This is a genomic window from Klebsiella sp. GN_Kp190 (genome assembly GCF_040061795.1).
GTDB lineage: Bacteria > Pseudomonadota > Gammaproteobacteria > Enterobacterales > Enterobacteriaceae > Klebsiella > Klebsiella michiganensis.
Window position 1 is genome coordinate 157,871 of sequence record NZ_JBEAFN010000012.1, and the last position, 22,049, is coordinate 179,919.

The 22,049-nt window shown below is 53.9% G+C and carries 24 protein-coding genes and 1 other RNA gene; 9 read left to right on the forward strand and 16 right to left on the reverse strand.

The annotated features are described in order from the left end of the window. Positions 1–22: 22 nt before the first annotated feature. Complete coding sequence (locus ABLU67_RS10160) at positions 23–721, forward strand: GNAT family protein (protein ID WP_116280242.1); 699 nt, start codon at positions 23–25, stop codon at positions 719–721. Here ABLU67_RS10160 and ykgO read toward each other — a convergent pair. The 3 genes from ykgO to ABLU67_RS10175 form a co-directional block, all read right to left on the reverse strand. After that, entirely contained in the window at positions 718–858 is a 141-nt protein-coding gene (ykgO, locus tag ABLU67_RS10165; protein WP_003859006.1) for a type B 50S ribosomal protein L36, read from the reverse strand. The two genes, ABLU67_RS10160 and ykgO, sit on opposite strands and share 4 nt — an antisense overlap. After that, entirely contained in the window at positions 858–1,121 is a 264-nt protein-coding gene (locus tag ABLU67_RS10170) for a type B 50S ribosomal protein L31 (RefSeq protein WP_004848323.1), read from the reverse strand. The genes ykgO and ABLU67_RS10170 overlap by 1 nt, the downstream gene beginning before the upstream one ends. Positions 1,122–1,240: 119 nt before the next feature. Then, positions 1,241–2,314 carry a LacI family DNA-binding transcriptional regulator gene (locus tag ABLU67_RS10175; RefSeq protein ID WP_009653595.1) on the reverse strand — a complete coding sequence of 358 codons (1,074 nt, stop codon included), beginning with the start codon at positions 2,312–2,314 and terminating at the stop codon, positions 1,241–1,243. A 269-nt stretch (positions 2,315–2,583) separates the two neighbouring features. Between ABLU67_RS10175 and ABLU67_RS10180 the strand changes: the two genes are divergently transcribed. After that, entirely contained in the window at positions 2,584–3,855 is a 1,272-nt protein-coding gene (locus tag ABLU67_RS10180; RefSeq protein ID WP_014228201.1) for a maltoporin, read from the forward strand. Positions 3,856–3,978: 123 nt separating this feature from the next. Here the strand turns inward: ABLU67_RS10180 and ABLU67_RS10185 are convergent, their stop codons facing one another. From ABLU67_RS10185 to ABLU67_RS10210, 6 genes are all read right to left on the reverse strand, one after another. Beyond that, the gene (locus tag ABLU67_RS10185; protein ID WP_025107149.1) at positions 3,979–4,293 is read right to left on the reverse strand and encodes a glucose PTS transporter subunit EIIB; all 315 of its coding nucleotides are present in this window, start codon (positions 4,291–4,293) and stop codon (positions 3,979–3,981) included. A 65-nt stretch (positions 4,294–4,358) separates the two neighbouring features. Beyond that, positions 4,359–6,416: a beta-galactosidase gene (locus tag ABLU67_RS10190; RefSeq protein ID WP_048261447.1), complete on the reverse strand. Its 2,058-nt coding sequence runs from the start codon at positions 6,414–6,416 to the stop codon at positions 4,359–4,361. A 31-nt stretch (positions 6,417–6,447) separates the two neighbouring features. Next, positions 6,448–7,650, reverse strand: coding sequence for an arabinogalactan endo-beta-1,4-galactanase (locus ABLU67_RS10195; protein WP_032694156.1), 1,203 nt, complete (start codon positions 7,648–7,650; stop codon positions 6,448–6,450). Positions 7,651–7,654: 4 nt separating this feature from the next. Next, a complete protein-coding gene (locus ABLU67_RS10200; protein ID WP_004848313.1) occupies positions 7,655–8,506 on the reverse strand; it encodes a sugar ABC transporter permease in 852 nt (283 codons plus the stop codon). A gap of 10 nt (positions 8,507–8,516) precedes the next feature. After that, the gene (locus ABLU67_RS10205) at positions 8,517–9,824 is read right to left on the reverse strand and encodes a sugar ABC transporter permease (protein WP_348836713.1); all 1,308 of its coding nucleotides are present in this window, start codon (positions 9,822–9,824) and stop codon (positions 8,517–8,519) included. Between the two features lie 56 nt (positions 9,825–9,880). Beyond that, on the reverse strand, positions 9,881–11,113 hold the full coding sequence (locus tag ABLU67_RS10210) for a maltodextrin ABC transporter substrate-binding protein (protein WP_048261441.1): 1,233 nt from the start codon (positions 11,111–11,113) through the stop codon (positions 9,881–9,883). A gap of 353 nt (positions 11,114–11,466) precedes the next feature. Here ABLU67_RS10210 and ABLU67_RS10215 point away from each other — a divergent pair, with 353 nt between their 5' ends. After that, positions 11,467–12,576, forward strand: coding sequence for an ABC transporter ATP-binding protein (locus tag ABLU67_RS10215; RefSeq protein ID WP_004848307.1), 1,110 nt, complete (start codon positions 11,467–11,469; stop codon positions 12,574–12,576). 243 nt (positions 12,577–12,819) lie between these two features. Continuing rightward, positions 12,820–14,406 (forward strand): EAL domain-containing protein, encoded by a 1,587-nt coding sequence (locus ABLU67_RS10220; protein ID WP_122117332.1) that lies wholly within the window; start codon positions 12,820–12,822, stop codon positions 14,404–14,406. 2 nt (positions 14,407–14,408) lie between these two features. On the opposite strand, the gene ABLU67_RS10225 is transcribed toward ABLU67_RS10220, so the two are convergent. Next, positions 14,409–14,681, reverse strand: a complete 273-nt coding sequence (locus ABLU67_RS10225; RefSeq protein WP_004129869.1) for a metal-sensing transcriptional repressor — start codon at positions 14,679–14,681, stop codon at positions 14,409–14,411. A 167-nt stretch (positions 14,682–14,848) separates the two neighbouring features. Between ABLU67_RS10225 and ABLU67_RS10230 the strand changes: the two genes are divergently transcribed. After that, the gene (locus tag ABLU67_RS10230) at positions 14,849–15,727 is read left to right on the forward strand and encodes a nickel/cobalt efflux protein RcnA (protein ID WP_200913806.1); all 879 of its coding nucleotides are present in this window, start codon (positions 14,849–14,851) and stop codon (positions 15,725–15,727) included. 46 nt (positions 15,728–15,773) lie between these two features. Here ABLU67_RS10230 and ABLU67_RS10235 read toward each other — a convergent pair whose 3' ends face one another. Together ABLU67_RS10235 and ABLU67_RS10240 are read right to left on the reverse strand one after the other, a co-directional pair. Continuing rightward, a complete protein-coding gene (locus ABLU67_RS10235) occupies positions 15,774–16,127 on the reverse strand; it encodes a DUF1428 family protein (RefSeq protein ID WP_064379682.1) in 354 nt (117 codons plus the stop codon). Between the two features lie 92 nt (positions 16,128–16,219). After that, complete coding sequence (locus tag ABLU67_RS10240; RefSeq protein WP_014228193.1) at positions 16,220–16,834, reverse strand: membrane protein; 615 nt, start codon at positions 16,832–16,834, stop codon at positions 16,220–16,222. A gap of 87 nt (positions 16,835–16,921) precedes the next feature. Between ABLU67_RS10240 and ABLU67_RS10245 the strand changes: the two genes are divergently transcribed. Continuing rightward, the gene (locus tag ABLU67_RS10245; protein ID WP_032748270.1) at positions 16,922–18,349 is read left to right on the forward strand and encodes a PLP-dependent aminotransferase family protein; all 1,428 of its coding nucleotides are present in this window, start codon (positions 16,922–16,924) and stop codon (positions 18,347–18,349) included. Between the two features lie 133 nt (positions 18,350–18,482). On the opposite strand, the gene ABLU67_RS10250 is transcribed toward ABLU67_RS10245, so the two are convergent. From ABLU67_RS10250 to ffs, 3 genes are all read right to left on the reverse strand, one after another. Further along, entirely contained in the window at positions 18,483–18,698 is a 216-nt protein-coding gene (locus ABLU67_RS10250; RefSeq protein ID WP_004129860.1) for a hypothetical protein, read from the reverse strand. Then, on the reverse strand, positions 18,695–18,952 hold the full coding sequence (locus tag ABLU67_RS10255) for a hypothetical protein (protein WP_004848294.1): 258 nt from the start codon (positions 18,950–18,952) through the stop codon (positions 18,695–18,697). The genes ABLU67_RS10250 and ABLU67_RS10255 overlap by 4 nt, the downstream gene beginning before the upstream one ends. 315 nt (positions 18,953–19,267) lie before the next feature. Continuing rightward, positions 19,268–19,364, reverse strand: an RNA gene (gene ffs / locus ABLU67_RS10260) — signal recognition particle sRNA small type. Between the two features lie 254 nt (positions 19,365–19,618). On the opposite strand from ffs, the gene ABLU67_RS10265 reads away from it, so the two are divergent. Together ABLU67_RS10265 and ABLU67_RS10270 are read left to right on the forward strand one after the other, a co-directional pair. Further along, positions 19,619–20,026 (forward strand): dTDP-glucose pyrophosphorylase, encoded by a 408-nt coding sequence (locus ABLU67_RS10265; RefSeq protein ID WP_348852287.1) that lies wholly within the window; start codon positions 19,619–19,621, stop codon positions 20,024–20,026. A gap of 65 nt (positions 20,027–20,091) precedes the next feature. After that, on the forward strand, positions 20,092–20,403 hold the full coding sequence (locus tag ABLU67_RS10270) for an MGMT family protein (protein ID WP_004848290.1): 312 nt from the start codon (positions 20,092–20,094) through the stop codon (positions 20,401–20,403). A gap of 39 nt (positions 20,404–20,442) precedes the next feature. Here ABLU67_RS10270 and ABLU67_RS10275 read toward each other — a convergent pair whose 3' ends face one another. Next, a complete protein-coding gene (locus tag ABLU67_RS10275; RefSeq protein WP_004848288.1) occupies positions 20,443–20,952 on the reverse strand; it encodes a YbaY family lipoprotein in 510 nt (169 codons plus the stop codon). A 220-nt stretch (positions 20,953–21,172) separates the two neighbouring features. Here ABLU67_RS10275 and tesB point away from each other — a divergent pair, with 220 nt between their 5' ends. After that, positions 21,173–22,036: an acyl-CoA thioesterase II gene (gene tesB, locus ABLU67_RS10280; RefSeq protein WP_014228190.1), complete on the forward strand. Its 864-nt coding sequence runs from the start codon at positions 21,173–21,175 to the stop codon at positions 22,034–22,036. The last annotated feature ends 13 nt before the right edge of the window (positions 22,037–22,049 follow it).

A 22,049-nucleotide genomic window follows, 5' to 3' on the forward strand; every position in this document is an offset into this window, starting at 1 on the left:
TCACCTGCCAAAGGAAAACCTCATGAGCCATCTTAATCAATTCGATCAACCCGTTGGCGCAGCCCTGCCCGACTGGCTGCCCCGTCCGCATCCTGAAAGGTTGAATCTGCAGGGCCGCCTTTGCCGCCTTGAGCCATTGCGCTCCACGCACGCCGGTGCGCTGTTTGACGCCCATCGGCTGGCCCCGGACACCCGAAGCTGGACGTGGCTGCTGCGTGAGCCGGATAACAGCGTAGAGGAATACCGCGCGTGGATAGAGCACGTTTCCGGGCAGGCCGATGCCATTCACTTTGCCGTGATAGATCAACGGACAGACCAGCCCGTCGGCTCACTGGCGCTGATGAGAATCGATGCTAAAAATGGCGTTGTTGAAGTCGGCCACGTTCACTTCTCGCCTTTACTAAGCCGGACGGCGATGGCCACCGAGGCCCAATGGCTGCTGATGCATTATATTTTTGCAACGCTCGGCTATCGTCGCTACGAGTGGAAATGCAACAGTTTGAACGAGCCTTCACGCCGGGCGGCGCTGCGGCTGGGATTTCAGTATGAGGGGCGTTTTCGTCAGGCGCTGGTGATAAAGGGCCACAACCGCGATACCGACTGGTTTTCGATTATCGATTCCGAGTGGCCGCAGATTGACAAGGCAATGCAGCAGTGGCTGGCCGCCGACAACTTTAGCGCCGACGGCCGGCAGTTACGAACGCTGGAGAGCTTCCGTTAACGTCTCTTCTTGCGCCCCTGGACGGCCTTAAAGCGAGGATTACTTTTGCAGATAACGTACAGCCGCCCTTTACGCTTGACGATCTGGCAATCCGGGTGGCGCTGTTTCGCGCTACGCAATGAGTTGAGTACCTGCATTATTTACTCCTTTTCGCATCAATAAAACCGCCGAAGCGCTGGCGGAAACGTGCGGTGCTGCCTTCATTGTTGAAGGCCTTCTGTTTGCCGGTGTAATACGGATGCGATTTGGAGGAGACATCGAGCGTTACGTAGGGATACGTCTCGCCTTCCAGCTCAATTTCGCGCTCGGTACGGATCGTTGATCCGACTTTGAAGTATTCATTGGCGCTGGTATCGTGAAAAACCACCGTACGATAATGCGGATGAATATTGGGTTTCATAGCGACCTCAATCATTACGTTATAACATAACATCATGGTACGCCGGGTGAATACAAAGATCAACCCTGAGAATGGAAGGGGCTAAAGGGCGGCGCAGGCCGCCCGTTGCGGATTAAGGATTAAGGATTAAGCTGATGCGCCAGCGCTCTGAGCTGTTCGGCAATAGACTGCAGGTTTTTACCCGGCTCCGTTTTTGGCCCGGTAGAGTGGCGCACGACCAGACGAGCCGGAAGGATAGAAGAAGTATGAGATGTCTCGCGATCGCCGCTATCGAGAAGGCGCCGGACGGCCTCTTTTCCTTGTAAATCAAGATCCAGCGAAACGGTGGTGAGCGCCGGGTAAAAGAACGAACTCTCATAGGTGTCATCATAACCAATAACCGATTTTTCCCCCGGAATCGGCACCTGATGTTGGTGAAACGCGCTCAGTACGCCCAGCGCCATCTGATCGTTACCCACCAGAACGGCGGTAAAGTTTGGCGTCTCCCGCAGCATTTGCAGCGCGCCGGCATAGCCGCTCTGCGCATCCCAGTTACCGCGAATCACCGTGACCGGCTGCAGGCCATATCCCTCAAGGGTCTCAATCCAGCTTTTCAGACGCAGTTTAGCCGATACCGAGCTTTCCGGGCCGGCTAGCAGCGCGATCTCCCGATGCCCCATTTCATAGAGATATTTGACGCTGGCCCGGGTGCCGTCAGCCGGGTTAAACGAAACGTTAAACACGGAGCTGTAGGGGTCAACATCTAAAAACAGACAGACGATATCATCGTTATCAGCGGCAATTTTTTGAGCCAGTTCAGTCTCCAGCGGCACGTTGATGATGACCTTATCCACCAGCTGAGACTTAAGTTCATTAATGGAATCTTGAATACTTTGGTTGACGCTCTCATCGATCATGGAGATGAGCACCTGATAGCCTTCCACATTCGCATAGCGTTTTACCGCAGCAGCCACCTGAGAAGGCGCGTGCAATGCGAGGGAGATGGTGACCAGGCCCACGGTGCGGCTTTGCTTTCCTACCAGCTGCTGCGCCAGGCGGTTTGGGACATAGCGCAGCTCCTCAATGGATTTCTCCACCTTGCTGCGTGTGGCTTTGGATACATTAGCAGATTTATTGAGTACCCTGGACACGGTCTGATAGGAGACGCCCGCATGGCGAGCAACGTCTTCTAAGGTCGCGCTTTTAGACTTCATAGTCCGGTTCCTTATGTTGTTATCCCTGGATTGTAACAGGGGCAATGTGAAAAAACGCTCATCGCCGCGCCCCCCGAACCACAATCATCACAAAAAGTATTACGCTCACAATACAACAAATTGTGAATGGACTCACTAGTCGTAACAAAACCCGCCAATTTATTTGCAGTTAATCACACTATAGCGATCATTTAATTGCCTGAATTCGGGTTTAGGCATTTTATGACATCGGTTATGTGAACGTAATACAAAACAATAAGAGGATAGACATGAACACTACGCTGCGCACACTCTCCGCTGCGTTGGCCGCTGCGCTGATTTCACCATCCGTGTTTGCTGCTTCCGCCACGCTTCCGGGTATCGATTTTCATGGCTATATGCGCGCCGGGGTTGGGGTCTCCGGCGACGGTAGTCAGGCCGAATGGCAAAAAAACAAAATTGGCCGTCTGGGTAATGAGTCCGATACCTACGGCGAGCTGGAGCTGGGATCAGAGGTCTATAAGAAGAATGACGTTAGCTTCTATCTTGATAGCATGGTCAGCATGGTCTCTGACGGTTCTAACGATAACGAAACCACGCTCGATGATGATGCCCAATTCGGCCTGCGCCAGCTCAACCTGCAAATCAAAGGGCTGGTCCCCGGCGATCCGAACGCGGTCATTTGGGGCGGTAAACGCTACTACCAGCGCCACGATCTCCACATCATTGATACCAAATACTGGAACATTTCCGGATCCGGTGCCGGGATCGAAAACTATACGCTCGGCCCGGGGGCCGTTTCATTTGCCTGGATCCGCGGAGATGCCAATGACGTCGACTACCGCGTCGATGGCGATAGCAACGTCAACATTAACTACCTCGACCTGCGCTACGCAGGCTGGAAGCCGTGGGCCGGTTCGTGGACCGAATTTGGTATCGACTACGCGATGCCGAATACCACTAAAAAGCAGGACTCCTACGGTGGTCTATACGATGCTGAAAACGGCGTCATGCTGACCGGTGAAATCAGCCAGGATATGCTGGGTGGTTACAACAAAACGGTGCTGCAGTACGCCAACAAAGGGCTGGCGCAGAACATGGTTTCCCAGGGCGGCGGCTGGTACGACATGTGGAACTACGTCAATGACGCCACCGGATACCGCGTGATTAATACCGGTTTAATTCCGATTACCGAAAAGTTCTCCATTAACCACGTTCTCACCTGGGGCTCCGCGGACAACATCACCGATTACACGGATAAAACGCGCATGCTGTCGCTGGTGGCTCGTGGGCAGTATCAGTTCACCGAATACGTGCGCCTGATTGGCGAAGTGGGCGGCTTTTACCAAAAAGATAGCTACAAGAACAATACTGATTATAAGCAGGCCGGTGAGAAATATACCATCGCGCTGGGCCTGGCCGATGGCCCTGACTTTATGTCTCGCCCGGAACTGCGCATTTTCGCTTCGTATCTGAATGACTCTGAAAACGGTAAACCGTTCGAAGATCAAACTGCCAATAATACGTGGAACTTTGGTGTACAGGTCGAGGCCTGGTGGTAGTCGTCATTTAACTGTTTTATCTCCAGCTGTAAGGTCGTTAATTACTCTCCGGTAATCATTATTGCCATTGAATGCTTTGTTTTCTTTTCGGGATAACTCATTATTGCGTTATCCCGTTTTATTTTATTTACGGCTGGCAAAGTGTTCGTCAAGTAATTGACGCAAAGCATCCGACTGTTTACCGAAAATAGCATGCACCTGCTGCCCAAGGATAATAACGCCAAGCGCTCCCTGCTGCTGTAGCGCCTGAGAGTCAACAATCGACAGATTATTCACCGTGACGCGTAAGCGGGTGATACAGGCGTCAACGTTGACAATATTCGCCTCGCCGCCAAAAGCCTGAATTAAACGTTCAATCTGTTGTTGTTCCGCCGGGCTTAACGTTACCGCCGGACGAGACTGGGAGAAATAATTCAGAAAGGATTTTAAACTCACCATAATAGACTCCTGATAAGCAGATAAAAAAACGCCTGCTCTTGCGAGCAGGCGTGGATAGAGAAAAATTACGCGTGACGGCTGAGAATGCGGCAATCCCACGCTTTTAAGGTCAACGGCGCGTTCAGTGCCGCGCCGGTGAGGCTGTCCTGATAGCCCTGCGGTAAGGTCACCTGCTGCTGCTGCGCGCTGTAGTTTTGCAGGAACACGTAGGTGGTCTCACCGTCCGTCCGTGCGGTCGCCACCACGCCCGGCGGGAAATCGGCTGCCACCGCACGCGGCAGCGACAGCTCTTTACTTATAGCGGTGAAGAAGTCCCGCTGGAAAGCCAGATCGTTGCGCGAAGCGACGTGCCAAGCCTTACCTTTACCCACGTGATTGACGGTAACCGCCGGTCTTCCCGCGTAAAAATCATCGCGGTAGGTCGCCAGCGGCTGCGCCGTTTCGGCATGGATCAGTTCACACAGATGGCGTACCTGATACGGTCCCTGCAGGCCCCCTTCATTGCCCGCCAGCCCCTGTACCAGGTTGCGTTCGCCGTCGTTCAGGCAGTCAATCTCTTCCGCCCAAATGCCCAGCAGTTTACGCAGCGGGCCCGGGAAACCGCCGAGATGGCAAAGGTCGGATTCGTTAACAATACCCGTCCAGTATGTTGTAACTAAATGACCACCGTTAGCCACAAACGCTTCGGCGCGTTCGGCAAATCCCTCACGAACCATATACAGCATTGGCGCAATGACCAGTTGATAAGCGCTCAGGTCAACGTCAGCATCGATAACATCAACCGCAATCCCCTGCTCCCAGAACGGACGGTAATGTTCGTTGACGGTATTTTCATACTCCATGCCGAGATTTCGCGGCCCCTGTGCATCATCCAGCGCCCAGCGGTTTTGCTGGTCGAAGATAATCGCCACTTTCGCATCCGTCCGGCAGCCCACGACGCCCGGCAGCTGGCTTAACATCTCGCCGAGCGCCGTCACTTCACGACCCACGCGCGTATCCAGATGACCGACATGATCGATAATCGCGCCATGAAACTTCTCAACCGAACCGCGGCTCTTACGCCACTGGAAGTACTGCACCGAATCCGCGCCGTGCGCCACCGCCTGCAGAGAAGAGAGAATATGCATTCCCGGTTTCTTCAGCTTACTGGTCAGCTGCCAGTTGGTCGCGCTCGGGGTGGATTCCATTAACACAAACGGTTTGCCGCCCTTCAGGCTGCGCATCATGTCATGATACATAGCGGTGTAGCAGGCCAGCGTGGTTTCATCTTTATCACGGTGCCACATGGGGTAGCTGTCCCATGAGATAAAGTCCAGCACCTGCGCCAGCTGCCAGTAGTCGTAATCGTAGAAATACTCCATAAAGTTGGTTGTTACCGGCAGCGCAGCATTTGCCGCTTTCAGCGGCGCAATTTCGTGGCGGCAGAAGTCCGTCACCTGAGCGGTATTAAAGCGATGCCAGTCCAGGTTCAGACCATGAATGGAGACTTCCCCCTGCGGGGCCGGAGATTCGATCTGCGACCAGTCGCTGTAGGTGTGGCTCCAGAAGGTGCTCCACCAGGCGTGATTGAGGTTATCCAGCGTTTCATAGCGCGCTTTCAGCCAGTCGCGGAAACGCTCCTGGCACAGGCTACAGTGGCACTCTCCTCCGTATTCATTGGAGATATGCCAGCCCAGCACCGCCGGATGCTGCGAGTAGCGCTCCGCCAGCAGGGAATTTATTTTCAGGGTTTTATCACGGTAGACCGGCGACGACATACAGTGATTATGACGTCCACCGTGCAGCGCAGGCACCCGATCGCGACCGACGCGCAGGACCTGAGGATATTTCTGCGACATCCAGGCCGGGCGCGCGCCGCTTGGGGTCGCGAGAAAGACATGAATGCCGGCGGCATAGAGTTTATCCAGAATACTGTCCAACCAGCCAAACTCAAATACGCCTTCCTGAGGTTCAAGTTTCGCCCAGCTAAATATCCCTACCGACATAACATTACATTTTGCCTGCTGCATCATGGCAATATCTTTATCGATAATATCGGGATAGTTCTCCCACTGCTCCGGGTTATAGTCGGCGCCATGCAATAGCGCATTGACCTTCGGACTCAAAGGCGCAAATTTTTTCATAATAAACATCCTGAAGTGTAAAGCTGAATAATTAATTGAATACCTTCATCGACGGCAATGCTTTTCCCTGGCAATCAAACAGCGCCTGATTTTCCCGGGCATTCCCCTCTTTCCATTCATCATGGATATATTTCATTCCGGCAGGCGTCGCCCAGGTATTTCCCGGTACGGCAATCCACGTCGGCTCCCAATAAAAAATACCTTTACCGCGGTGATCCGGTACGTCCGCAACGGCCTGCATTAAGTCGTGAATATAATTATATTGCCCCTGTACGGTGGCAGGATAACCGCCATCCTTTTCCTCTTTCGCCTGGAAACTATTTTCGGCGTTGTCGCAGTTTTCCAGGGTATAGGCATAAGCGGCTTCCACCACTATCACGTCTTTGTTATAGCGCTTGCTGATATCGTCCATATTGGCTTTCAGCGCGCTAATCGGACCATTCCAGTAGGTGTACATCGACAGACCAATGATGTCGTAAGGCACGTTGCGCTTGCTGATTTCATCAAACCACCAGCGGAAGGTGTCGTTTTTCGTGCCTTCGGCCAGATGAAGCATAATTTTAATCTGCTCGCCGCCGGTGAGGTTTTCCTTCAGGCCGTCAATGGCGGCGTTTAGCAGCCCCGCCAGGCGATCGAACTCGCCGCCGCCCTGCCCCCAGCTTTTGCCCTCCGGCCACAGCATACCGCCGTTGATCTCGTTGCCGATCTGGACCATATCCGGCAGCACCCCCTCCTGCTTAAAGCGGGCAATCGTGTCGCGGGTGTAGTCGTGGATCGTGGTTTTCAGCTGCGGATAATCCATTTTCTCCCAGGCCTTCGGCTTGAACTGCTTGCCCGGATCGGTCCAGAAATCGCTGTAGTGAAAATCAAGCAGCAGCTTCATACCCTGCGCTTTTGCGCGCTTCGCCAGCGCCAGCGTCGCCGCCAGATCGTTATCGCCGCCGCCGTAACGCTGACCCTGGGCGTCTTTTGGATCCACCCACAGGCGCAGGCGAACATAGTTCACGCCGTCGGCCTTCAGAATCGCGATCGGATCCTGCGGCTGATTGTTGTGGTTAAAGAACTTCGCGCCGTGCTTTTCCGCATCCAGCAGCGTGGAGATATCCGCGCCTTTAATAAAATCAGCGGGCATATTGCTAAACGCCTTCGTTTGCAGCGCATCTGCCGCCAGCGTACCGGCGGAAAAACAGCATGCCAGAGAAACAGCAAGCCACGCGGGTGTTAATCTTTTCATGGGGTTATCCTTTTGTACTGCCTGAGGTGAGGCCGGAAACAAAGTATTTTTGTAGCGCCAGATAGAGAATTGCCACCGGGACGGCAATCAGCACCGCGCCCGCCGCGTAGGTGGTGTAGCTGGCGCCCATTTTCTGCGCCACCAGGTTATACAGGCCAATCGGCAGCGTGTATTTATCCGGGGTACGCAAAATGGTGCTGGAGAGGATGAAGTCCCCCAGCGGGCCGGTAAATGAAAACAGCGCCACCACCGCCAGAATCGGCTTCGACAGCGGCATAATGATTTCGATAAAGATGCGGAAGCTGCTGGCGCCATCCATCCGCGCGGATTCATCCAGATCTTTGGGGATCGCGTCCAGATACCCCTTCATGAGCCAGGTATTCATCGGGATCATGCCGCCAACGTAGATCAGCACCAGCGCCAGATGGCTATTGATCAACCCCAGCAGCTGAGAGAGAACAAAGATCGCAATCAGCGCCGAGAACTGCGGGATCATCTGCAGCAGCAGAAACAGCATCAGCCCGTTCTGCCGCCCTTTGAAACGAAAACGGGAGAACGCATAGGCCGTGAAGCTCACGCTGATTAAGGTCAACGCCATGGTCATGAAGCTGATTTTCATCGAGTTCCAGTACCAGGTGAGATAATTCACATTGCCGTTAAACAGATCCGCGTAATGCTGGAACGACAGGTTTTCAGGAATAATCGACGTACTCAGCAGACTGTTCCCGGCGTTCAGAGACGCCCCTACCGTCCAGACCAGCGGATATATAATGATCGTCGATACAAAGAGGACCACCAGCCAGGTGAGAGACAGGCGAATCCACTTTTCGCGTTTAATACTCGGTGATTTAGCCATGTTGCTTCCCTTACGCCATGTCGTCGTTTTTGAAGGATTTCGTGGCGCGGAACTGCCACAACGCCAGGCCGACGACAAAAATCGACAGCAGAATCGTGATGGTGGCCGCGATGGCGTATTGCGAAGACGACATCGTTAATTTGTAGATCCACGACACCAGAATATCCGTACCGCCGGCATTCGACCCGGCTACCGCCGGTCCGCCGTTATTGAACAGGTAGATGATATTGAAGTTGTTAAAATTGAAGGTGTACTGAGTGATGATGATCGGCGCAATGGAGTAGAGCACCAGCGGCAGAGTAATGGTCCGCAGGCGGGTAAACGCGCTGGCGCCATCCATGGTGGCCGCTTCATACAGATCGTCCGGGATCGCCTGCAGGACGCCGGTGGTCATGGCGAAAACAAACGGAAAGCCCAGCCAGGTTTGCATCATGATCAGCGCCGTTTTAGTCCAGAACGGGTCGGTCAGCCAGGCCTTCGGCGTGATGCCAAAGAAGGACAAAATGGCGTTGTTAATCACCCCGAATGAATCATTGAACATGCCGGCAAAAACCAGAATCGTCACGAAGCCCGGCACCGCCCACGGCAGAATGAAAATTGTGCGGATCAACGGCTTAAAGCGCAGATCTTTCTGGTTGACCAGAATCGCCAGCAGCACGCCGACGGTACATTGCAGGGTCGTCGCCAGCAGCGTCCACACCACCGTCCACTGCAGTACGTCAAAGAAGGTCGAGCGCCAGATGGATAATGTGAAGATATTGATGAAGTTTTTGAATCCCACCCAATCCACCAGCTTCGCCGGCGGCGTGTGATAAAGGTTGTAGTTAGTAAAGGCGATAGCAAAACCAAACAGGATCGGGAAGATGACCACAAACACCAGCAGTATGAAGCCGGGCGTGATCATCAGATACGGGAAACCCTCGCTGAGCAGCATCTGATACTGCTTGCGTACGCTATTCAGCGCCATGCCTTCATCGCGCCTTTTGCCGTTAACCCAGGCATCGCGCAGCGAGAGGAAATAGACCAACAAACCGAATGCGATAATCAGTACGCTGATTATCCCTTCCGCCAGCAGGAAAATAGAGTTATCCCGCGGGACTTCCTCGCCTAAGGTATATAACCCCCACAGGCCTTCGCTGAGAAAGTCATAGAAAATGCTCATAAAACTGCTCAGCAGCACCAGGAAGACAATCCCCTTCAGCCACTGGCGGTGATAAAACTGCCCAAAACCCGGCACGATAGCCAGCAACAGGCCGCACCACGCATGGCGTCCTGCGCCGCGCGCTTCGGCAATATTTTCGCTGGGATTGATAATCACACACGACTCCTTCTGAAAACGGGAGGACGGCCCTCCCGTTCTGTTACATCACCGAATTATTGATTGCTGGCCTGCATGGCTTCGATCTGCATCTTGATCTGCTTTTCAGCGTTATCGAGCGCCGCCTTCGGCTCCTGTTTACCGGTCAGGCTAAGCTCGAGCGCGGCGTTCGCCGGGCCCCATACCTCTCCCATTTCCGGGATCCCGGGCATCGCCGTCGCCCGCGCTGACTGCACCGCCACCGCGCTGGCCTTTTCGTCATTCTTAATCAGCGGATCGTCAATCATGGCCTTCAGCGGCGGGATTTCTCCGGTGGCGACATAACGCGCTTTCACGTACTGCGGCTGGTTGATGAACTCGATAAACTGCTGCGCCAGCGCTTTATCTTTACTCCACGTCGAGACGACATAGCCCTTCACGCCGAGGAAGGAGCTCATCGGTTTGCCATCCGGCAGCGTCGGCAAAGGCGCGACGCCATAATGAATGCCTGCCGCTTCATACGGCTGGAAGGCCCACGGGCCGTTAATCACCGCAGCCGCTTTCTTCTCGGTGAACAGCGAGTCGATGGCGTTCAGCCCGTTATCGCCGAGGATCCCCGCCGGGAATACCTTGTCGGTGTAGAATTTTTTCAGGAAAGTCACCGCTTCCACCGCGCCTGGCTTATTCAGGCCGACATCCTGCGGGTTGAAGCCGCCTTTGTCGTTTTTGCCAAAGATATAGCCGCCCATTGGGCCAATAGCGCCCCAGCTGTAATAGATCTGGTCAAACTTCGCCAGCAGGCCGTACTTACCCTCTTCGCGCTGCTTCTTCGAATAGTCGAACCAGTCCTGCAGGCTATCCAGCGGCTTATCGATCAAGTCTTTGTTGTAAATCAGCACCAGGGTTTCCACCGCTTTCGGTACGCCGTAAAGCACGTTATCCATATGGAACGCGTTGATTGATGCCGGCGTAAAGGCCTCCTGCTTCGCCTGGTCCAGCGTCAGGGGAGACAGCAGTCCCTGGACGACCGCACCGCCTAGCTGGTCATTAGGGATCACCAGCACGTCCGGGCCAATGCCCGCCGGGCCATCAAGGCGCAGCTTTTCCAGCTGCTGGGCGTACGGCATTTCCTGCACGTTCACCTTAACGTTGAACTGCTTTTCAAAATCGCTTACCGCGGCCTTAATGCCGTCGGATTTTTTGATGTCTTCCCAGACGTTGAGCTGTCCGGCCGCGTGCGCCTGCAGGCTAACCAGCTGCCCGGCAGCCAGAGTAGTAAGGATCAGTGCAGCAAGAATGTTCTTTTTCATTATCAACCTCATGTGAAGGTATAACAATTTAATGGTTTTTATTGGGCGATGTGACTTCCGAGAATCTTTCAGTTAACTGATAAACGGTGATTCATAAACAAATATGCCGTTATTCCTGATTTGTTATACGGTACGCTTTGAATGCTGACAAAACTACTGAAAGCTGCCAGTTGTGTGATCCTGATTGCAGAAATGAAACATCGATATAGGGCGCTAAAACTCTGGAAGTTATAGTCACTGCATGATTTTAGTGTCGTTGAGCATCGCCCGGCTGAATTGTTACACGTTATACAAATAATGCGTCACAGCCCAAATCCCAACGGCAAAAACGGCTACTAACCCGGGGAATGTTGATGTCCAATATACGACTGAGGAATGTCACCAAACGGTTCGGCAGTACAGTGACGCTGCATCAGGTAAATCTTGATATTGAAGATGGCGAGTTTGCGGTTTTCGTCGGTCCGTCAGGCTGCGGCAAATCGACGCTACTGCGAATGATTGCCGGTCTCGAAGAGGTCAGCGAAGGTGAAGTGCTTATTGGCGATGAGGTGATGAATGATGTCGTTCCTGCCCATCGCGGCGTCGCCATGGTATTCCAGTCCTATGCGCTCTACCCGCATATGACGGTAGCGGAAAATATGGGCTATGGCCTGAAGGTGAATAAAGTGCCAAAAGATGAAATTCGCCGCCAGGTTGAAATGGTGGCGAAAACGCTGCAGCTCTCTCATCTGCTGGATCGCAAACCTAAGCAGCTTTCCGGCGGCCAGCGCCAGCGCGTGGCGATCGGTCGCGCCATCGTGCGTAATCCACGGGTGTTTATGTTTGATGAACCCCTCTCCAACCTGGATGCCGAGCTGCGCGTTGAGATGCGCCTGCATATTGCTAAACTGCATCATGAACTCAAAACCACCATGGTTTATGTCACCCACGATCAGGTTGAAGCGATGACGCTGGCCGATAAAATCGTGGTAATGAACTACGGCAAAGTTGAGCAGATGGGTTCGCCGATGTCGCTGTATTACAACCCGGTCAATAAGTTCGTTGCGGGATTTATCGGTTCGCCGAAAATGAACTTCCTGCCCGCGACGGTCACCGCATGGCAGCCGGGCCAGCTTAGCGTGAAGATGGCGCAAGATCATAATCTGACGCTCAATATCACCACATCGCCGCTGCAGCCCGGCGCTGCCGTTACCCTCGGTATTCGCCCTGAACATCTCTCAACTGATGTGAATATCGGTACCGTAGTTGAGTTTCAATGTGAAGTCGTGGAGAGACTGGGTAACAACACCTATCTGTTCGGCCAGTGCTACGGCCACGATAACGTCAAAATTCTGCTGCCCGGCGACGTTCATTTCCGTCCATGGCAGAAGATAAGGGTCGCGTTTGACGATCGCTACTGCATGGTCTTCGACGAAAACGACCAGCGGATTAGCGCTGACATCGCTGCGCCGGACGCCCATTAAGCGCAACATATGACTGTCATGATTGCGCTTTAGAATATGAATCTGTGCTGACAACGCTTATTGCCAGCATACCAGCCCTCGTTTTTCTCCGCGACGCTCCAGGCCTTGGGCGTCGCGGTTCATCCACTGTTAGCCCGAATTCGTTGCTATCTTGCGGTTCGGGCCTTTTTCTACCCCGTGCTGAACCCTCTTTTATCTTTCGCGTATACTCATCGAACCCCTCAATAAAATAAGGAAATACTCATGACGACCCGGCATCAGGTGAGTCTGGTTACAGGGGTATTGATACTGGCCATTATCCTGCCGGTCGCGCTGAGCATCTGGCTGGCAATGCAGCAGGCCAAAGAGCAATTTTATAGCGAACTGGACAACTTTTCCGTCCGCGTACTGGCCCGCGTTCAGCAGGTTGCCGATCAGGCAAGAGAGGCGCTGAACGAAGCTGATGCGCATGCGGCTACCACCTGCAGTCCGCAGCATTTGCTCACGATGCGACGGATCGCCTATACCCATCGCTACGTTCAGGAAGTGCTGTGGTTACATGAGGGTATTCCGCAGTGCTCTTCCCTCGAAGATCATCAGGTTTCGGTTACCTTTCCTGCTCCCGACCACATCACGGCCGATGGCTATCGTACCTGGCTTACCTCAGTTAACGATCTGGGTCTGAAACATAAAATGACGGCCATGGGCAGCGAGCATCACGTGGTGATGATCGATCCCGAGTCGTTTATCGATGTCATTCCATTAGGCCATGAACAGATTCACACGCTCTTGTTCGGCACGCAGCGCAATCAAATCATCATTAGCAGTAAACCGCTCAACGCTGCCGTCTGGGAGAGAATTAAGCATCAGTATGCCAGGACCCTAACCCTCGATAGCACCGTTTATCGTCTTCATCGTCTCCCGGAGCTGGGGCTGGCCATTGCCACCTGGTCCTCGACGGTGCCGCTGCAGAAAAAGCTACATCAGCAGCTGATGCTGTGGCTGCCGATTGGTCTGTTCACCAGCCTTCTGGCCTCATTTCTGCTGCTTCGCCTGCTGCGGAGGCTGCGCTCACCGCGTAATGGGATGCTGGACGCGCTGAATTCTCATGCCATCCAGGTTTATTACCAGCCCATTATTTCGCTGCAGAGCGGAAAGATCGTCGGCGCGGAGGCGCTTGCTCGCTGGAGGCAGCCCGATGGCAGTTTCTTATCGCCGGATATTTTTATTCCGCTTGCCGAACAAACCGGGCTGATTACCCGCTTAACCGAAGATATTGTACGAAAAATTTTTACCGATCTCGGTACCTGGCTGCGGCAGCGCCCGGAGATACATATCTCGATAAACCTGTCGGTTGATGATTTGCGTTCGCCAAGGCTGCCGATGCTGTTACAAGAGCAGCTTCAGCGCTGGGGCATCAGCGCTCAGCAGATCATTCTGGAAATCACCGAGCGCGGTTTTGTCGACCCGCAAACCACTCTGCCAGTCATCGCCGGCTATCGTCAGGCCGGACACCGTATCTCCATCGATGACTTCGGCACCGGCTATTCCAGCCTGAGCTATTTACAAAAGCTGGACGTTGATACCCTGAAAATCGATAAAGCATTTGTCGATACGCTGGAGTGTGAATCGCTGACGCCGCACATCATTGAAATGGCGAAAGCGCTCAATCTGGCGACCGTCGCAGAAGGCGTCGAAACCGAAAGCCAACGCGACTGGCTGCGCATGCATGGCGTGCTGTATGCCCAGGGCTGGCTTTATAGTAAGGCGCTGCCAAAAGAGAAATTTATTCTGTGGGCCGAGAATAACCTTAAGGCGTATTCATCGCCGTCCGGAACACATGATGACTGAGCCTATTTCAGATAGGATTTTATCACCTGCATCACCACATCAAGGTCAGCCTCACGCTGACCTTCTTCCGGCTCCTTCACGACATGATCCGTTAAATGTCCCTGGATAACCTGCATCATCATGCCGTTTACCGCACCGCGAATGGCAGCCAGCTGCTGTAGAACCTCTGCGCATTCATGCTCGCGGTTAAGCATTTTTTCCAGCGCGGCGCTTTGCCCCTGAATTTTCTTCAATCGGGTCAATAACATCTTCTTGTGACGAACGGTATGTGACATTTCGCGATCCACTATTTGATTAATCGATCGTTTCCACTAACGACCCTTGTATGCAATCAGAACAGCATAACATGCCCTACTCCCCCGGAGTATTTTTCTACTGGGGGGTAGTATTTATGTACTGGGGGGGAGTAGCATACAAGCACTTTTTAGTTAGGGATCACGTTATGAACGATTTCGCTTCACTCCTGCAGCAGGGCAACGCCTGGCTATTTATTCCCAGCGCGATTCTGCTGGGCGCGCTGCACGGCCTTGAGCCCGGGCACTCAAAAACCATGATGGCGGCATTTATCGTGGCGGTGCGGGGAACATTAAAGCAGGCGGTGCTGCTGGGGCTGGCGGCGACGGTATCGCATACCGCGGTGGTCTGGCTGGTGGCCATGGCAGGTCTGTGGCTCGGCCGCGGCTGGAATGCACAAACGTCGGAACCCTGGTTTCAGCTGATCTCAGGGGGCCTTATCGTACTGATTGCCTGCTGGATGCTGGCGCGTACCTGGCGCGAATCGCGTTCACATACCCATACCCATGACCATACCCATGACCATACCCATGAACATGAACATGAACATGAACATGAACATGAACATGAACATGAACATCATCACGATCGCCACCTTGCGCATCAACATCATCCTCACGCTCACCAACCTTCGCGGGTTGCCGCCGATGACTGGCAGGACGCCCATCAGCGCGCGCATGCGCAAGCGATCAATCGCCGCTTTAACGGCCAGCGGGTCACCACCGGGCAGATCGTCTTGTTCGGACTGACGGGGGGACTCATTCCCTGCCCGGCATCCATTACCGTACTGCTCATTTGCCTGCAGTTGAAAAAGTTCTCGCTGGGGGCAACCCTGGTACTGGGGTTTAGCGTTGGGCTGGCGATCACCCTGGTGGCTTCCGGCGCAATTGCCGCCCTCAGCCTGAAGCACGTGGCAAACCGCTGGCCCGGGCTGAACGATCTCTCGCGCAAAGCGCCGTGGATTTCCGGCACCCTGATTATGGTGGTGGGTTTTTATATGCTGCTGCATGGCTGGAGTCATCTGTAGCGCGTCTATCGCCATCCCCAAAAGCTATGGGGATGGCAAAGATGAATTACTCATCCAGAAGCGGGGCAAAGCCGCCGTATATCATTCGTTTTCCATCAAAGGGCATCGATTCGCCAAACTCTTTCATCCGCGGGTCGGCCATCATTTTGGCATTCGCGGCATCGCGAACCTCTTTAGAGGGATACTCAATCCAGCTGAACACCACCTCTTCATTCTCCTCCGCTTTCACCGCCAGGCGAAAATCGGTCAGCTTGCCATCCGGGACATCATCCGCCCAGCACTCGACCACGCGGAGTGCGCCAAACTCTTTAAATAATGGCGCGGCCTTTGCTGCCATCTCGCGGTATGCCTCCTTATTTTCCGCCGGTACGGCAACGACAAAACCATCAACGTACTTCATGAGTCTGCTCTCCGAAGTGAACAGTACGGCCGGAGAATCCGGCCGTATCTGAATTGATAAGTTTAGTCTCCAGGTCTGATGGCAGCGTAAAATCAGGAGATAGCCTCACCGGGTTTCGCCAGAGCCTTCCGCGCGGCTGGCTGATGAAACCACGGCAGACACAGCTGGATTAGCGGGCCGATAGTTAACGCATAGAGTACGGTTCCCACGCCAAACTTGCCGCCCATCATCCAGCCAATCAGCAGGACCGAAACTTCAATCGCGGTGCGGATACCGCGCAGCGACCACCCCGTACGAGCATGCAGACCGGTCATCAGCCCATCGCGCGGCCCGGGACCAAAGCCCGCGCCAATATACATCCCCGTCGCCAGCGCATTCAGTACGATAGCGCCCGCCAGCAGCAGGCTACGCGCCACCAGCGAATCCAACGGCGGCAGCACGGCTAAGGTCGCGTTTGCCGCCAGCCCCAGCACAATCACGTTGCTCACCGTACCCAGCCCCGGCATTTGCCGTAGCGGGATCCACAGCAGCAGCACTGCCGCTCCCGTCAGGATCATGACCGTACCAAAATCCAGATTAAACTGCTTACCGATCCCCAGATGAAAAACATCCCACGGATCGGCCCCCAGATTGGCATGCACAAATAACGCGGTCGACACGCCGTACAGGACCAGACCAATGTAAAGTTGCAGCAAGCGACGTACCATTTTTCACCTCAGGGCAATTGCGATTTCCCTTATCATCAGTAAAAATGGATTGATAATTAATGGCCAGTTTTTAAAAAGTGGATTGCTATGTTATCTCGTCGCTTTGGTGCACAATCGCTGGTACGGCTGCTCGGTCACTGGCAGGAGTCCACTTCTCGCACGCCTATCTGGCGTCAGCTTGCAGAAGCGCTGCGCCTGCTCATTCTCGATGGCCGCCTGGCGCTGGAAACGCGACTGCCCGGGGAACGTGAACTGGCGGCGGCCCTGAATATCAGCCGCACCACGGTTGCCAGCGCGCTCGGTCAGCTTCGGGAAGAAGGCTATCTCTACAGCCGTCAGGGAAGCGGTTCGCGGATCGCCTTGCCGGAGCGTCCGGTAGAGGCGGCGGCCAAACAAACGGACCCGCTATCGGTGAATCTGGCCGTTGCCGCCCTTAGCGCCGGCCCCGAGATCCATCAGGCCTACAGCCAGGCCTTAAAGATCATGCCTGAACATTTATCCAACACCGGTTACGATCAACAAGGGCTCCCGCTTCTGCGCGAAGCCATCGCCCGCCGCTATAGCGAACGCGGGCTGCCAACCCGCAGCGATGAAGTGATGATCGTCAACGGGGCGCTTAGCGGCTTTGCGCTGGTACTGCGTTTATTCACCGGGCCCGGCGATCGGGTGGTGGTGGATGCGCCAACTTACCCCATGGCGCTTAGCGCGATACAGGGCGCATCATGTCGTCCGGTTAGCGTGGCGTTACCGCAGCAGGGATGGGATTGCGATGGTCTGGCGGCAACGATTGCCCAAACGGCTCCGCGTCTGGCCTGGCTGATGCCGGATTTTCATAATCCCACCGGCCGCTGTATGGATAGCGCAACGCGCCAGCGGGTAGCGGACATCGCCGCACAAACCCGCACCACGCTGGTGGCAGACGAAACGATGGTGGATTTATGGTATGACGCCCCGCCGCCGCCGCCTTTAGCGGCATTTAATCCTGATGCCCCGGTGATAACCATCGGTTCAGCGGGAAAAAGCTTCTGGGGCGGCCTGCGAATAGGTTGGATCCGCGCTTCTTCGCGAACCATTGCTTCGCTGGTTCAGGCCCGCGACTCTCTCGATCTCGGCTCCCCGCTGCTGGAACAGCTGGCCTGCTGCTGGTTGCTTGAGAATGAGAACAGGCTGCTACCGTCACGGCGCGCCATGCTGGCGACTCGCCGGGATATGTGCGGCGCGCTGATGGCGGAATATTTTCCCCACTGGCACTTCACGCCGCCGGAAGGAGGACTCTCTTTTTGGGTGGAATTACCGGGAATGCTGGCGACGCTCTTTTCCGTTCGCGCTGAAAGCCGGGGAATTCACATCGGGACGGGAACTCGCTTTGGCCTGGCCGGCGCGTTTGATCGCTATTTGCGTTTGCCCTTTACCCTTTCGGATGACGAACTGCGCAGCGCGTTTACGACATTGCAGCCGTTGTGGCATAGTCTGACTGAGCAGAAAGAGAGTTTCCGCCTGAGGAAAATCATTTAAGAAAATATCGACGGGCTGGAGCCAGCCCGTCAAAAACCATCATCCATGACGCATATGAGATGTTTTTATAAAATTGCGCTTCAATTTTGTCTTTCTGACGTGTCAGCCCGATGACAAAATTGCAATAGTTTCATTAATGCTGACGCGGGATCGGAAACCCTTTCAGAGAAATAATAAAGCCGTCTTCATCTTTTTTTATTTTTGCCCCTGTGTCACACCAGTCGGAGGCAATGCGAAAGAACTCATCGCTACCGATATTCCAGTTCAGGCGTACGTGCTTAACGTATCCGGAACGCAGCATATCGCAGGCTTCGCTATAGTTGCTGGCTGTAGAGAGTTGTTGTTTCATTTTTTCTTCTTCAGAATTTTACGTAATGCTTTGATTTCTTTAGGGGTTAATGGAGACGCTTCCTCTTCGGTATGCTGGCTATCGATATCTTCTTCCGAAACCCCCGCCTCGTCTGCTGATTCCGCTACCTGAAAGGCCAGCAGCAGCAGTTTCTCCGTAGCTGTTCCTAAATTTTCGTTATTTTCTTCCGCATACTGACGCAGCTTTTCTTTTAACTCGCCATCAATTTTTACGTTCAGAACCACAGTGGTCATAGTCACGCTTCCCGTGAAATAAAATCATCATATAATTAATACACGAAGTTAACATGCTGATCCAGAGATATATTTTTAGCTTATATCAAACAACATTTTCCCATGAATAATCTGCACGTTATATATGACATAAAGATGACAATAATATTTCAGTTAAATTTCAAATTTATGACGTAGTGAATTTTTTGGCATAAAAAATAGAGGGTTTAGAAACCAAAAATACTCACAATATATTTGTGGATATTAAATATGAAGGCTGAGGGAAACCATGGAATGAATGCGAATAGCGAGAGGGTACCCTGAAATGGGTGGGGGCCCTGCCAGCTACATCCCGGCACACACGTCGTCTGCTCTGGCTGCTTCCTTCCGGACCTGACCTGGTAAACAGAGTAGCGTTGCGGGAGAACCAACAGAGCCCCCATTGAGAGCGTTAGTTACCTAACGCGCTGGCGCATTATCCCTGCTGAACCCCTGAATTGCAAGCCGCCGGCGATTGGGTGCTGGTTTATTGCGCAAAGTCGCGTCTACAGCGGCTTCTCACCGTAAAATGGCCCCGATCCCCTTATGAGATTGCGAGCACACTCTCAGCGGAAATCCTCGCCAGCGGCCATAATGAGGCTTATCTACCGTCTTTTTTAATCAACGCACTGTCTCAATGGTATATGAATGAGTGAATCACCGCGTTTAATCACTACCCTGGCGATGCCGGCCATCGCCGAAGTGACCGTTTCCTTCCACGGTTTAAACTTTCTGCGTCCGGAGGTCATCCTCGATTTTGTGACGATTAGCAATAATCAGCTGCTCGCCGTCACCCCGGTCGCGCTGCTCTACTCTACCGTCGGCGTCCTTCAGCACATTGAATTACGTAAACTCCCCATCGACGTCAGCGGTCGCATGGTGTATCCGATATCAACGCTTAAGCTTCCGGCAATGCGCGCAAAGCTGGTGATTAACGCCCAGTCAAAACGCCTGAAGTTTCTTGAAACACTGCTGAGCAATACGGCGAATGAAAATGTTCATGGCATGCAGGTGCTGGGTCTGGCGCTGGAATTTACCATCGTTAAATCGGCCTGACCCGCTATCTGTACAGCCCGTCATACAACGCTTATCCTGAGCCTTTTCCGGCAACAGGACGTACTATGGATTCTCACGATACTTTTCCGCAGCGGGTCTGGCAGATAGTCGCCTCGATTCCAGAGGGATACGTTGCCACCTACGGCGACATTGCTCAGCTGGCGGGTTCACCGCGAGCGGCTCGCCAGGTGGGCGGAGTATTAAAGCGCCTGCCGGAAGGATCGACTCTCCCCTGGCATCGGGTCGTCAACCGCCACGGCGATATCTCCCTTACCGGACCAGATCTGCAGCGCCAACGCCAGGCGCTACTGGCGGAGGGCGTCCAGGTTTCAGGCAGCGGACATATTGATCTGCAGCACTACCGCTGGATTTATTGAAGGCAAAAAAATGCCCCTGTAAAGGGGCATGGTGGGGAGTTACTGGGCAGCAGGGGCGCTGTTGTTCGCCACCGGCACCGCCGTTTGCTGAACCGGCACCAGCACCAGATCGGCCCGGTTACCGCCCTGGTTAATCACCGTCTGCACGGTATCGGTAATAAACATCAGCTGACCGTTAACGGTAATCGCCGCGCTGAGAAGAATGCGGGCATTAGGCTGAATTTGCGCCTGGTTATAGGGCAGGACAAAGTTAAACGGCGCCTGCTTCCCTTCGGTCCTTACCGCTTTTTGCGACAGCACGTGCGCTGGCGCATCGGCCAGAGACGCATCCGACAGGGTTACGGTCAATACCGCGTCCGGCGGTAACGCCACGCGCTGTCGAATATTGATGGTCCCGGATACGTTAGGCTGCTGCTGCGAGGAGCTTAGTGAGGCAATGCCATAAGGATCGGGCGCCGCCTGGTTCGCTGCATTGCTGTTGTGGTTGTTCGCACAGGCAGACAGCGTAGCCGCTACGGCTAAAGCACTTAACATATAGGCAAATTTCATTCTTTTCTCCTTTTCATCCCTTCTTTAACAGGAGTACATCCAGCCACAATCGGGGACAGGACATTAGTATCGTGAATAAGTGTGGCACAGATCTCAGATCTCTTCCTGGAAAAGAGCCCATATTCAGATTATTGAACCCATCGGACCACTTGCGATTCCAGGTTATACTTTGCCTCAATAACGCGCTGCGCCAGGCAGTCATCATTGATTGAGGATAACTATGAGTCAGGCACTAACCCATTTGCTGGCATTGTTAAATCTGGAAAAAATTGAAGAGGGATTGTTCCGCGGACAGAGCGAAGATCTGGGATTGCGACAGGTCTTTGGCGGCCAGGTAGTGGGTCAGGCGCTGTATGCGGCAAAAGAGACGGTGCCCACAGAACGCCTGATTCACTCGTTTCACAGCTACTTCCTGCGTCCCGGCGATAGCCTGAAACCTATCATCTATGATGTTGAAGTCCTGCGCGATGGCAATAGCTTCAGCGCCCGCCGGGTGGCGGCGATTCAAAACGGGAAGCCCATTTTCTATATGACCGCCTCTTTCCAGGCGCCAGAACCCGGCTATGAACATCAGAAAACCATGCCAGCGGCACCCGCTCCGGACGCGCTTCCCTCCGAAACGGATATTGCCCGCAAGCTGGCCCACCTGCTGCCGCCGCAGGTCAAAGAGAAATTTCTCTGCGATAAACCGCTGGAGATTCGCCCGGTCGAATTCCATAACCCTCTGAAAGGACACGTTGCAGAACCAACGCGTCAGGTCTGGATCCGCGCCAACGGCGCAGTGCCGGAAGATCTCCGCACCCATCAGTCTCTGCTGGGCTACGCTTCGGATTTTAACTTCCTGCCCGTTGCCCTGCAGCCTCACGGCGTCGGTTTTCTGGAGCCGGGCATGCAGGTTGCCACCATCGATCACTCAATGTGGTTCCACCGCCCGTTCAACATCAACGACTGGCTGCTGTACAGCGTTGAGAGCACCTCCGCCTCCAGCGCGCGCGGTTTTGTCCGCGGCGAGTTCTACACTCAGGACGGTACGCTGGTGGCTTCCACGGTGCAGGAAGGCGTCATGCGTAATCGCAACGCATAAAAAAGCAGAGCCT